Annotated in this window: 6 protein-coding genes; 3 read left to right on the forward strand and 3 right to left on the reverse strand. The window is 62.4% G+C overall.

What is annotated here, in order from left to right; all coding sequences use genetic code 11:
* Nucleotides 1-699: 699 nt before the first annotated feature.
* The gene (locus ACTHNE_RS06170) at nucleotides 700-1,368 is read right to left on the reverse strand and encodes an ankyrin repeat domain-containing protein (RefSeq protein WP_324944456.1); all 669 of its coding nucleotides are present in this window, start codon (nucleotides 1,366-1,368) and stop codon (nucleotides 700-702) included.
* Nucleotides 1,369-1,629: 261 nt separating this feature from the next.
* Here ACTHNE_RS06170 and ACTHNE_RS06175 point away from each other — a divergent pair, with 261 nt between their 5' ends.
* Nucleotides 1,630-2,682, forward strand: coding sequence for a LysM peptidoglycan-binding domain-containing protein (locus ACTHNE_RS06175; protein ID WP_324944453.1), 1,053 nt, complete (start codon nucleotides 1,630-1,632; stop codon nucleotides 2,680-2,682).
* A gap of 26 nt (nucleotides 2,683-2,708) precedes the next feature.
* Here the strand turns inward: ACTHNE_RS06175 and ACTHNE_RS06180 are convergent, their stop codons facing one another.
* Nucleotides 2,709-3,251, reverse strand: coding sequence for a cytochrome b (locus ACTHNE_RS06180; protein WP_324944450.1), 543 nt, complete (start codon nucleotides 3,249-3,251; stop codon nucleotides 2,709-2,711).
* A gap of 155 nt (nucleotides 3,252-3,406) precedes the next feature.
* On the reverse strand, nucleotides 3,407-5,938 hold the full coding sequence (gene galA, locus ACTHNE_RS06185; protein WP_324944446.1) for a beta-galactosidase GalA: 2,532 nt from the start codon (nucleotides 5,936-5,938) through the stop codon (nucleotides 3,407-3,409).
* Nucleotides 5,939-7,255: 1,317 nt separating this feature from the next.
* On the opposite strand from galA, the gene ACTHNE_RS06190 reads away from it, so the two are divergent.
* Both ACTHNE_RS06190 and ACTHNE_RS06195 read left to right on the forward strand, forming a co-directional pair.
* Nucleotides 7,256-10,162: an autotransporter family protein gene (locus ACTHNE_RS06190; RefSeq protein ID WP_440268781.1), complete on the forward strand. Its 2,907-nt coding sequence runs from the start codon at nucleotides 7,256-7,258 to the stop codon at nucleotides 10,160-10,162.
* A 350-nt stretch (nucleotides 10,163-10,512) separates the two neighbouring features.
* Entirely contained in the window at nucleotides 10,513-13,839 is a 3,327-nt protein-coding gene (locus ACTHNE_RS06195; protein WP_440268782.1) for an autotransporter outer membrane beta-barrel domain-containing protein, read from the forward strand.
* Nucleotides 13,840-13,933 lie beyond the last annotated feature (94 nt).

Consider the following 13,933-nt stretch of genomic DNA (forward strand, 5'->3'; position numbering starts at 1 on the left):
CGTCAGGTGGCAGCGCGTGGCGCAGCCTTGGCTGGCTGCCAAGGCAAGCCGCGCGCTGGCGCATGGCGGCTACACGGCGGCAACGCGAAGGGCTGGGTCTGTTTGCCCGCCATCCTGCGTCATCACTTAAGTCGTGTACCGACGTACACTCCTTCGCTCTTCCTTGTCTGGCGCGCAAACAGCTCCCAGCGCGGGCCACGCAAATGGTGTAAACAGGCCCTAGGGGTTATGTCACGCTCGCCGAATTTGCTCCCTCCCCTACGTGTAGTAGGGGAGGGTCGGGGTGGGGTGAAGCAACCTCGCGGTAAATTCGATCCATGTCGCAAGTCCGCACAACCCCACCCCAGCCCTCCCCTGCACGCAGGGGAGGGAGCGGCATATCGCAAGCTCGGGACGCGCCGTTAAGGCAACACTGAATAAGTATCGCCGTCGTCATGATGCCTGGAAGGCTCGCAGGGTGTGTAGCGCGGCGCCGGGAAGACTGGCCGTCTTGCCAAGCCGCGCGGCGCAGCCTGCGGGCCTTCCAGGCATCACCCATCCCCTTAAATTCAATAGTTGGGCCAGCCCTGTCTGTCCGTATGCCGCAGGTACCCGTCTCGACGATGCGCCAGTCTGCCTTCGCCGACAGCCCTGTGGCCTGCGAACAGGCAGGGCTGGTGACGACGGCGATACTTATTCAGTGTTGCCTTAAGCAGGCGCTCAATGCACTGCTTCCTCCACCGCCACCCGATGCTCACGCAACCACTGATGCACCGCCTCGTGCTCGGCCTTCGCTGCAGGATTGAGCCCGCCCGCGGGCAGCACGTTGAAATACGTCTGGAACGTATCGCCGCGCTTGTTGCGCAAATTGGCATCCGCGCCGGCTTTCAACAAGGCCAGCACGCATTGCGGCTTGTGCACCTGGGCGGCGACGTGCAGCGGCGTGTCGCCCATGCGGTCGGCGCGGTTCGGATCGGCGTGGTGTGCAAGCAGCAGTTCGAACGCATCGTTCTGCGGGTTCATCAGCGCCGCATCGATCGGCGGCGCCTGCGTCGTGCCGTGCGGCGCATTGGGATCGGCGCCGTGATCGAGCAGCAGCTTGAGATAACTCGGATCGTTCGCCTTCGCCGCCAGGTGCAGCACCGTGTCACCGCCGAGGCCGGGCAGGGACGGGTTGGCGCCGGCGTCCAGCAGGGTGTCGAGGGCGGGCCTGCTTTGCCGCAGCAAGGCCCATTGCAGTAGCGTCACATCGTCTTTGCCGTGCGCATTGGGATCGGCGCCTTCGGCGACCAACGCGCGTACGCGTGCGCTATCGCCACCAAGCGCCGCGTTGGCGAGCGCAATCGTCCTGGCATCGGAAAAAACATGGCTTGCGTCGGCATTGCTCATGAACTCTCTCCCTGCGGCGCCAATGGCCACCCATAGACTCGCCAGCAGCATACATAGTGCAAAACCGTATTTCCGTAGAGCGTGCATCCGGTACGCCTTTGCAATGGCAGCGTGCGCCGCAATGATGCGGTCCGCTCCGTACGATAACCGCCCGCGCCGGCCGTACCACCTAGGGATGACCCTAGCTGGGGCACGTCCGGATGGGACGGCCGGCGGCCAGATGGTGTAGTTGGCGCTATACCATCCACCGTCGAGGCAGCCATGACCGCAGTAAGCGACGTTCGGCCCACGCATTCCTTCGCCGCCAATCATGCATCAGGCAACCGTTACACCGTGCAGCACGGCGACACACTCTCAGGTATCGCCCAGCGTTTTGGTGTCTCGCTGGCGGCATTGGAAGCGGCCAACCCGCAGATCGCCAACCCGAACCTGATCTATCCCGGCGAGTCATTGAACATTCCCGACGGCGGTTCAGTGGCGCCGACGCCACCGCCCGGCCATGGCGGGCCGGCCTCGCAATTTTCCGTCAGTGAAAATGGCGTGAGGATGATCGAGGGCTTCGAAGGCTACAGCGCCACGGCCTATCCCGACCCCGGCACCGGTGGCGCGCCGTGGACCATCGGCTACGGCCACACCGGGGGCGTGTCGCCCGGCGAGACGATCACGCGCGCGCAAGCCGAGGCGTATCTGCGCCAGGACCTGAGCTCGGCGGAAAACGCCGTGCGCAACAACGTGCATGTGCCGCTGACGCAGAATCAGTTCGATGCGCTGGTCAGTCTCACCTACAACGTCGGTGCGAATGGTTATTCCAGTCTGCTGGCGACTCTCAACCGTGGCGACTACGCCGGTGCGCAGCGCATGTTCGGCGACTACGTGCATGCCGGCGGCCACGTGCTGCAGGGCCTGGTGAATCGCCGCGCACAGGAAGCCGCGTTATTCGGCAGTACGGCGCCATCGGGCAGTACTTCCGCTCCGGCGCCCGCGCCAGCACCAAGCCCCAGCGGAAGCCATGCGTACACCGTGCAAACGGGCGATACCCTTTCGGCCATTGCGCAACGACACGGCGTATCGCTGTCCGCGCTGGAAGCGGCCAATCCACAAATCGGCAATCCCAATTACATCTATCCCGGCGAGACCATCCATCTGCCCGGCGACAGCCACGACAGCGGTAGCGGATACACGGTGAGGCGCGGCGATACCTTGTCCGGCATCGCCAGCCTTCACGGGGTATCGCTGGCGGCATTGGAAGCGGCCAATCCGCAGATCAGGAATCCGAACCTGATTTACGTGGGGCAGGTGATCCACGTGCCGTGATGCGCGTAGCTTGGCAAGACGCATCCCTAGCGAAAACCCATTCGCCGCATCGTGCCGTCGCGCAAAAAGAAATGATGGAACAAGGCCGCGCAGGCATGCGCGCCGATAACGCCGTAAAAAGCATTGCCGATGATTTCATGGATGCTCTTTACGGTATGTGCAAGATGCGGCGCCGGCCCGGAGAGATAGATCGTCCACGGCAGCCCGACCAGCGGCAGCGGTTTTCCGTGGAGGCTGTAGCTGAGCATGCCAAGCAGCGGCTGCGTCAGCACAAATACATAAAGCGCGCCATGCACCACGCGGCTGAGCTGGGTAACGATCGCCGATCCAGGAACCGGCGGTGGCGCCCTGTGCCGCAGTCGCCACACCAGCCTGGCGACCGATACCACCCACAACACAGTGCCTGCCCATACATGGATGGACATCCACGCGGTGTGGGGGCTTTTCATTTCAATGGCGATATACGCCAGTGCTATCAATGCGGCGCTTAGCCAGTGAAACCCCACGGCTATGCGATCGTATCGCCCTGATGTGTTCAACTTGCCGGCCACTGCTACCCCCGAAAACATGATCAAAGGATGGCAGGGGAAGCTATTGGTTTGCTTAGCGAGTCGTAGGGTTGAAGTAACGCGGAGATAAGCTGTTGCTAAGAATCGAACACTTCTCGTAGGTTGGGTTACCCCCGGATCAAGTCCGGGGTAACCCAACCTACGTGCGCTCTCTCTCAGGCAATTGCCTTTCGCGCCACTTTCTTCGTTCGAATCACCAGCGACGTGTTACGCAAGGCATGCGCAGATGCGCCATCCTCGACGGCTTCCACCAAGATCGCCCCCGCTTTATCCGTCGATTGCACGATGACTTGAGCCAAGCCATTGAACAGCGAGCGCCTGGGTTCCTTGTCGCTCTCCAGGCAGTTGGGGTCGCCGTTGCCGACGCCGATCAGCTGGCCCGCGCCGGTGATGCGGAACGCCAGCTTGTTGTCCGCCGTCGGCACCGGGCGGCCGTTCGCATCGAGCGCTTCCACGGTGATCATGGCGACGTCCTGGCCGTCCGCGCCGATCTCCATGCGGTCGGCGGTCAGGCGCAGTTGTTGCGCGGGGCCGGTAGTTTCGCGCCGCTCGGTGAGGACGGTCTGGCCATTGCGGCTGCCGCGTGCTTCGATCACGCCCGGCGCATAGGCCACCTTCCACTCCACGTGCCCAAGGCGCGGCACCTTCTTGCTGCCCAGGCTCTTGCCATTGAGCAACAGCTCGACTTCATCCAGGTTGGTATAGACCCATACGGAAATCTCCTGGCCTTCCTTGCCGTGCCAGTTCCAATGCGGGAACACGTGCAGGCTGGGCGCCTTTTTCCACCAGGCTTTGTAGTAGTAGAAGTAATCCTTGGGAAAACCGCACATGTCGACGATGCCGAATTGCGAGCTGATCGAAGGCCATGCATAAGGCGTGGGCTCGCCGCGATAGTCGAAGCCGGTCCATGCGAATCCGCCTGCCATCCATTCGCGCGTGGCGTAGAAATTCCACCATTGCTCCGGCGTCTGGCCCCAGTCCACCACGCCGTCGTAACTGTTGACCGTGTTCTTGGTCTTGTCGGACACATATTCGCCGCGCGTGGAAATGGCGCTTGAGGTTTCCGATCCGAACACGGCCTTGTTCGGGTGCTTCTTGTGGAAGGCGTCGGGAAAGTCGGTGTGGTAGTTGAAGCCGATGATATCGAGCGCTTCCGATACACCTTGCTCGTTGTCTCCGTTGACCGCCGCCGAAACCACGCGGGTGGGATCGAGTTCGTGGCAGCGCTCCACCATGGTCCCGGCGATGCGGGCGCCTTCGGGCGCCATGTCGCCTTGTTGCAGGACCCATTCTTCGTTGCCGATCGACCAGATGATGATCGAGGGCGAGTTGCGATACCGCTTCACCATCGTCTCCAGCTGCTGCAAGCCGCTGGGGTTTGAACTCATCTGGCGCGTCTCGCACATCATCAGCATGCCCATGCGATCGCACGCCTCGACCCATTCGGGCGTAGGCATGTTGTGCGATGTGCGCACGCCATTGCAGCCCATGCTCTGCAGCACGGCGATGCGGAACGCCTGCAGCCGGTCGGGCAGGGCGGCGCCCACGCCGGCGTGATCCTGGTGATTGCAGGTGCCCTGGATCTTCAGCGGCTTGCCGTTCAAGAAGAAGCCGCGGTCGGGATCGAACACCGCCGTGCGGATGCCGAACGGAATCTGCTCGGCATCGCGCAGCTTGCCGTCGACGATCACCTTGACGATGGCGGTATACAGATGCGGTTCGTCAGGCGACCACAGCGCGGGCTGGCTGACGCTCGCTTCGGCGCGATAGTCTGCCGACGCATGCGGCGCAATCGCCTGCGCAGGCGAGGTTGCCTGCGCCACCATGCGGCCGGCGGCGTCGACGATGCTCCATTCGAGCGAGGCGTTCGCGACGTGCTCGCCATCGTTCTCGATAAGAGTGGCAAGGGCGAGCGTGGCCGCATCGCCTTTGACGCTGGAGCGCACGATGGTTTCCCATTTGCCCAGATGCACCGGGTCCGTCTTGGTCAGCCACACATGCCGATAAATGCCGGCGCCTTCGTAGAACCAGCCGTCGCCGAAGCTGGCGTCGACACGCAGCACGATGTAATTCTTGCCACCGTAGTTGAGAAAATCGGTAAGGTCGAAGCGGAACGAGCTATAGCTGTCGTCATGCCTTCCGATAAAGCAGCCGTTGACGAAAAGCATCACATCGCGCATCGCGCCGTCGAACTCGATCCAGATGCGACGCCCGCGATCGCTCTGGGGAATCTCGAACGCGCGCCGGTACCAGCCCACGCTGGTGGCGGGATAGCGCCGCCCTAATGGCTTGTAGCCGTGCGAGACCATGCGATTGTCTTCATCGCCCTTGTCGTCATGCACGAACGGCAGCTCGACCGCCCAGTCATGCGGCAGGTTCAACGCGCGCCAGCTGGCGTCGTCGAACTTGTCGGTGGCGATCTTGAACGTGCCCGTCTTGGAAAAATCGCCCTGGCCGAACCCGAAACCGAAATCCTTGCCGGGATCGTCGCCGTGGCCGAACGCGAACCGCCATCCGAAATCGAACTGCAATTGCTCGCGCGGCGCCAGGGCCGTGCCGCCCTGCAGCCAAGCCTGTTTTTCCGCCTGCCCCTGGCCGGTGCCGGCCCACACAATACGCGGGAGCAGGCAGGAGCCAGCCAATCCCATACCCGAAAAGACGAACGTGCGGCGCGAGATATTGATCATGAGAACCACAATCTCCTGAGGGGCGGGGCTGCCGATTTTGGCTTTGCACCATAGCAAAGAATGTGCGGGAGGTCTTGCTGTGTTCGGCTCCCTTCTTGCGGTCCACGCAACAATACCGATCGCTATATAAATAACGAGCCGTCATTCCGGCGAAGGCCGGCCCCGAAGGGAGTGAGCGAAGCGAATCATCCAGGCTCCGTACTGGCGATGATTCCGGCCTTCGCCGGAATGACGATTTGGCTGTTTGCTCGCTATTGGCCAGTGCACACTTCATGCGTGTGCTTAAGGCAACACTGATCAAGTATCGCCGTCGTCACCAGCCCTGTCTGTTCGCAGGCCACAGGGCCGTCGGTGAAGGCAGACTGGCCGTCTGTCGAGGCGACGGACCGAAGGCATGCGGACAGACAGGGCTGGCCCCAACGTGTTGAATTCAAAGTGATGGGGTGATGTCTGGAAGGCCCGCAGGCTGCGCCGCGCGGCTTAGCAAGACGGCCAGTCTTCCAGGCGCCGCGCAACACACCCTGCGAGCCTTCCAGACATCATGACGACGGCGATACTTGATCAGTGTTGCCTTAAATGACGGGGTGACGTCCAGAACGCCCGCAGGCTGCGCCCGGCTTTGAGGAGCGAGGAACAGACGGCCAGTCTGCCCTGCGCCGCGCAACACACCCTGCGGGCCTTCTGGACGTCATGCCGGGTGCGTGTAATAGATCAGAGCATCCTTAGATAGCGAACGTTGGACTTCTTGTGATTGGAACATGCTTAAGTTCGAAGCATTGATCTGTCGCTATCGCATATTGTCGTTTTAGACGGACAAGGTAATTTGCATACCGTTATGTCCCTCGCAGATAGATATTAGGTCACTCTTTCACATGTGAGTCCGATGTACGGACGCCTATGATGTGCATGTGTGCGAAATCCATCGCATAGAGCCGTTTCTCTGCATAAAAAAGTAAGGAAAAGCGATTTTGCACGGCATGCAGGTATGCCGTTGCGTGATGCACGCATGATGGCCTTGCTGTCGCTGAGCGTGCTTTTCTTGCAGCAATAAAGCCTTCAAATGGAGCGAAAAAGGTCGCGCCAGGACGGTGCTTGCGCTCGCGTGTACGGTGAGGGTGTCGTGCTGATGTCTTGTTCGCGAATAACGGTATCTACGGACATGCGAGCAATGCATTTTCAGTTTTCATTGGCGAAAACAAAATGGTGGCGAGAATGATCGGAAAAAATAAATATAACCATTCAGGCGTTCGCGGTGATGCATTCAAGAACGTATCGATCGGGATGGGGCGCCTGGCGAGGCGGCCGCTTTACTGTGCGATGGCATCCTTTTTCATGCTGCCGCTGATGGCGCACGCCAATTGCGTCACATCCGGCAGTACCACGCATTGCGATACCGGCAACCCGTCGCCGTGGACGACGACCATCGGTTCCGGCCCGGCTACAGCTCCCGGCGCCACGGTGACGGTGGACCAAGGAGCCAAGATCATCGTCGGCGATGCGCCGGCGATCTCGCTTTCGGACAACGCCAATATCGTCATCGGCGCGGGAGCGCTGGTACAAAACGGCGCCGAGGATAACAACGGCCAGTACCACAGCGGCGCCAATACGATCGAATTTCGAGATGGCGGCAGCCTGACGATAGACCAGGGCGCGACCGTGCTGTCGACCGGAACGCAGGTCACATCCGAAGCCGTCAATGTGGAAGGCGTGCAGAACACCCTCATCAACAACGGCACCATAAGGGCTCTGCATAACGTCGCGCTGTGGTTCCAGACCGGTGGCGGTCCCAACACCGTGATCAATAACCCGACGGGCGTGATCGAGTCCTCGCAGCCTTCCAATGACGTGATGGGTTCCGTTTCCGGTCTGGCGCCGGCAGTGGGTTTCCTCGATTTCACCAACCGTGGCCGGGTGGTGGGCAATCTGCGCTTCATGGCAGGCAACGATGCCTTGCACATCTACACCGGTTCCACCATCACCGGCGCCATCCAAGCGGGTGGAAGCAACAACCTGATCAGCTTCAACGGCAACGGCAACGATATCGCGCCGGCCGACATCACCGGTTTTCAAACCTTGTTGAAACAGGACGATGGCACCTGGACCATCGCCACGCCGCTGGCCCCGATGGGGCTGATGCTGGCGGAGGTGCAGCATGGCACGCTGGTGCTGGCGGCAGACAATGCTGCCTATGCCGGCCAGTTGCTGATCGACGCGTCGGGCACATTGCAAGCAAACGCCGGCAGTCTACCGAAGAGCGTGTTGAACAATGGCTTGCTGCAATTTGCACTGAACACGGATGGCGTCTACGACGGCCTGATCGCCGGCGGTGGCGTGTTGGAGAAGGATGGCGCCGGTACGCTCACGCTCGCACCGGGCGCCGCAGGCGGCAATGCGTACACCGGCGGCACCATCATTCGGCAGGGCGTGCTGTCGGTCGCTACAGACAACGCGCTGGGCGCTTCGACCGGCGGCATCACGCTCGATGGCGGCACGCTGCAATTCGGCAGCAGCTTCAACCTTGCCGGCACGCGTGCGATAACCGTGGCGGCCGGCGGCGGCGTGATCGACACGCAAGGCTTCCAGACCGCGATCTCGCAGAACATCGACGGCGACGGCGCGCTGGTGAAAGCAGGCGCGGGCACGCTAGTGCTCGGCGGCGTCAACACCTTGCGTGGCGGTACCGCCGTCAACGCAGGGGCGCTTGTCGTCGGTGATGCTTCCACACCGGGAGCATCGCTTGCCGGCGATGTGAGCGTGGCGCCGGAGGCAGTGCTGGCCGGCTACGGCAGCGTCGGCGGCGACGTCAGCAACAGCGGTGTGCTTGCGGTAGGGTCCGCGGCGTACATGAGCGACGTGCAAGGCGGGTTTTCGATCAATGGCCAGTTGCTCAATGCGGGCGTAGTGCAACTGGGCGGGACCGGTGTCGGCAATACGCTGACGGTGCACAGCTATGCCGGACAGAACGGCACCGTGGCACTGAACGCCGTGCTGGGTGGCGACGGTTCGACCGCGGACAAGCTCGTCATCAATGGCGGTACCGCAACGGGCTCGACCTTGCTGAAGATCAACAATGTCGGCGGGCAGGGCGGGCCAATTCGGTCGGACGGCATCCTGGTGGTGCAGGCCGCCCACGGCGGCACCACCGATGCCAAGGCCTTCGCCCTGGCGGATGGTTCCGTGAAAGCGGGCGCGTATGAATACTCCCTGGTGCGCGGCGGCATCACGCCCGGTACGGCACAAAACTGGTATTTGCGCGACACGCTGATCGACAACCCCATACCGCTTTACCGCCCCGAGGTGGCGCTGTATGCCGCGGCGGCTCCGGTGATGCGCGAGCTCGGCATGCTGCAGCTAGAAAATTTCCACGAGCGCCAGGGCGATCAATCGCTGCTCACCGAAGACGGCCCACTGCCGGCAGCGTGGGAGCGCATGTGGGGTGGGCGCAGCACGCTTGCGCAGGGCGGCAGCGTCGATCCGCAATTCCACGGCAGCATCGGCGGCGTGCAGATCGGGCATGACCTGTATGCCGATGTGGATGCCGATGGCCAGCGCAATCGCTACGGTGTGTTCGCGAGCTTCGCCAGGGCCGCGGGTGGCGTCGATGGCAACGTATCGGGCCAGGCCGATCTCCATGCCGGAAACCTCGCCATCAGCGCGTACAGCGCCGGCGCTTACTGGACGCATATCGGCGCCGGCAACTGGTACACCGATACGGTGCTGATGAACACCATCTTCAACGGCCGTCCGTTGTCGCGCGATGGCAGCGTTGCGAGCATGCACGGGCATGCGCTTACCGGCTCAGTGGAAGCCGGCGTGCCGTTTTCGTTGGGCGCGGGCATCTCGCTCGAACCGCAGGCGCAGGTGATGTGGCAGCGCGCATTGCGCGGCACCGCCAACGATGGCGTTTCCAGCGTGGCGTTTCGTAGCGGCAATACCCTTATCGAGCGCGCAGGTGTCCGCCTGGTCGGTAATTTTGATACGTGGCAGCCGTATGTACGGCTCAACGTGATCCACAGCGCGGGCGGAAACGATACGGCGATATTCGACGGTTCCATGCCGATCCAGACCCCGGCCAAAAGGCTGAGCGGAGAAGTGGACGCCGGCGTGGCGCTGAAGCTGTGGACGAAAGGCAGCATCTTCGTTTCGGTCAGCGACAACCAGGCACTCGACGGGCAACGCCAGCACACCTACGCGGGCAATGTGCTTATGCGTTGGGCTTGGTAAGCGTTAGGCGCTGCGAGCCATGACCGGCAGAAAGGGGAAAGCCAATCGTAGGTTGGGTTAGCGCAGCGTAACCCAACGTCTTCGAAGCGACATCGTTGGGTTACGCAGCGCTAACCCAACCTACGTTGATATCACGCGATGCGTTGCGGTCATGCGTGCGCCGATTCAAACAAAAAGCTCCCTCTCCGCAAGCGAAGAGGGAGTCGTCTTGCGTTGGCAAAGCTGGATCAGTTCGATTCGCCGTAGATCACGCCGCGTCCGATCGTTTGCAGGAAAACCCTGCCGCCGCGCGAGCAACACTTTTTTGACTTGACGAACAGTGGCGTGTCGCCACGGGGAGAATCCGCAAGATGAATCGCATGACATATACGCGCTCTGCATTGGCGTTGGCTTGCATCCTGGGACTTGCACAACGCACGCATGCGCAGGAACAACCACCCCCCGTCACCATCCCGCTGGACGTGATCAACGAATCCAGCGGTGACGTCAGTGGAGACAGGCTGGGTATCAACATCGGCGTGAATGGCGCGGCACCCCAGGAATACATGTTCGACACCGGCTCCACGGCCTTCAACATTGACGTGGGCTCCGGCAGCAACGGCCAGCCTTGGTTTCCGATGATGCCGGGCGTGCCGGTCACGCCGACTTCGCCTGCGCTCACGCTCTACGGCGATGGTACGTATGGCAACCTGGGTGCGAGCACCACGGTGTCGAGCGTGCAGTTCTACGATTCTTCGTCCAACACGCTGGCGGTGACGGTCAAGAACGAGAAGGGCATTCCGGTGCTGATCAACCAGGGCGCCGTGGCGACGCAAGACAGCCTCTATGGCGATCAGGCCGGTGCGCAGATCGGTTACTTCCTGCCTAACGAAGGTTATGCCTTTACCTTTGCCGAGATTGCGGCATATCAGGCCGCCGGGACCCCGCTGAATACGCAAGGCGAGGTGCCCATGTATCTGGATGCCACCTGGCAGCAGAACCTCAACCAGAGCATCGGTCCAGAAGACGGCGGCACGTACAAGCTGTTCGGCATTTTCGGCGCCGGCGAATTCGGCGGCGACAGCGTGCTGGGCAATCTCACCACCAGCGGCTATATCGTCGCCGCCAATGCGCAGATGGGCGCTCCGCAGAATTGCAGCGCCTGTGCGCACGTGATCTTGAATCTCACGCCGGCCTTGCGCGCGCAGTTCCTCAGCCTGGTGCCATGGAACGGCGGTTCGCAAGCCACGTTTCCATTGTCGGGCGCGCCGATCTCGGCGAACCAGTTCGATCTTGCATTTGCGTACACGCTCGACGGCGGCAAATACAGCGCTACGCTGCAAACCCTGCTCGATTCGGGCACGGCGACCATCTACCTCAACGATGCCGGTCTGCTGGCAGGCGAAACGGCTGCCGGCCACGTGAATGCCAATGGCGACGAAATACCCGGCGTCACGCTGACCATGACCGGCAGCGGTGCCGGCGCGCAACCGGCGTCGATCATCACCGGCGACGACGGCGCGGGTGATGCGAGCAACGTCGTCACACCCGGCAATATTTCATTCCTCAGCGCGGGACAGGCGCTTTACGGCATCTCGTTCTATTTCAACAACTCCGTGATGTACGACCTGCAGAACCAGCTGACCGGCTATACGCCGTTCTTCGTCTCGATCGATCCGGTATCGACGAATGGCGGCTATACGATTTCGGGCGACATGGCGCCGCAGGGCATCGCCGGCATCATCTCCGGCAGCGGTCCGTTGATCATCGGCGCAGGCGGCATGGCGCAGCTCACCGGCGCAAACACCTACACCGGCGCCACGCAGATCGAACAGGGCGGATGGCTGGGCTTGGCCGGGCCGGGCACGATTGCCGATTCTTCGGGCGTGCAGGCCGATGGCACGCTGGATATTTCGCGCGTGTCGGCGCCGGCGTTGATCCAATCGCTGTCCGGCGCGGGCACCGTGTTGCTCGGCGCGAACACGCTTGAATTGACCAACGCCTCCGGCACGTTTGACGGCGTGCTGGCCGATGGCGGCATCGTTGGCGGCGCGGGCGGCAGCCTGGTGATCGCAAACGGTATGGAAACGCTCACCGGCAACAACACCTTCACTGGCAGCACCGGCATCAGCCCGGCGGGCGGCTTGACGCTCGACGGTTCGCTGGCGGGCAGCGTGCTCGATGCCGGCTTGCTCGCAGGCAGCGGCAGCATCGGCGGCGGGGCGGTGGTGACTGGCGTGATCGCGCCGGGCCATGGCACCGGCACGTATGAAACGCTGACGGTGGCAGGCAATTATTTGCAGAGCGCCGGCTCGACGTACGTGGCGCAAGTCGATCTCGCGCAGCCCGGCAGTTCCAGCCAGATCCTGGTGCAGGGCAGTGCGGTGGTGGCGCCGGGCGCACGGCTTGCGCTGCTCGCATCGCCGCAGCGCCAGCCTTACCTGCTCGGCACGCGCTACACCCTGCTCACCGCGGAAGCGGGCCTGACCGGGACGTACACGCTGCTGGGCAATACCAGCCTCAGCGCCACGCTCGGTATCAGCACGGTTTACGATGCGGATCACTTCTACCTCGACGTGGTGCAGCAGCGCGCGCTGGCCGATGCGGCGTATACGCCCAATCAGGCGGCCACGCTCGCCGGCTTGCAGAGCCTGCCGGGTTCGAGCGTGCCATTCATCACCGTTTCCAACTTGGCCACGGATGCGCAGGTACGTCACGCCGCCGATCTGCTTTCCGGTGATGCGTATGCCAGCGTGCAGGGCAGCTTCCTCGACGACAGCCGTGTGATGCGCGATGCGGTAGGCGAACGCCTGCGCGTGGCGACGGCGTCCGGCGACCAGGTGTCCGCGACGAGCCAGACGACGCAAACGCACGCTGATGACCTCACCTGGTGGGGGCAGTTCGTGGGTTCGTGGGACCGCCTCGGTGGCGATGGCAATGCCGCGCCGTTGTCCGACACGTTGAGCGGTTTTCTGCTGGGAGCGGATGTGCCGTGGGGCGAGCATGGCCGCGTGGGCATGGCCACCGGTTACACGCAGACCACGCTCCAGTCTCCGCAACGCAGCGCCACCGGGCATAGCGATGACACATATCTGAGCGTGTACGCAGGCACTCAGCTGGGAAGCTGGGGCTTGCGTGCGGGCGCGGCGTATACCGGACACAGCTTGACCATGACGCGCAATCTGCAGCTGCCGGATCTGAGCGCGACGTGGAATCGCAGCAATGCATCCACCCGGCAGGTATTTGGCGAAGCCGGCTATGCGTTTGCGTTCAAGCACGCCGCGCTGGAGCCGTTTGCGCAAGCCGCTTACGTGAGGCTCAACACGAATGGTTTCCAGGAGCAGGGCAGTGCGGCTGCACTATCGGGCAGCGGCAGCCGGCATGCGGTGACGTACACCACGCTAGGCGCGCATGCGAACGCGCATTTCCGATACAACGGCGATCTCGTCAACGCTTACGGCACGCTGGGCTGGCGCCATGCTTCCGGCTATGTGGATCCGCGCAGCGTGATGGCATTCGGGGGCGGCGATCCGTTCACCGTGCACGGCGTACCGATGGCGCGCGATGCACTCGTGATCGATGCCGGTTTAATGCTGCAGGTGACGCCGGCCGTGTCCTTGAACGTGGCTTACACCGGGCAACTGGCGCAGCACGCGGTGGACAGCGGATTCAAAGGCGGCGTGACCTGGCGCTTCTGATGGTTTGAACGGCGTGGTTTGCAGCTGCGGAAACCTTCTTTCAGAAAAAATCGTCATTGACCAGCTTTGCTGTTGTCATCAGCCTGACCGCGAA

The sequence above is a fragment of the Dyella sp. genome, assembly GCF_051954575.1.
GTDB lineage: Bacteria > Pseudomonadota > Gammaproteobacteria > Xanthomonadales > Rhodanobacteraceae > Dyella_B.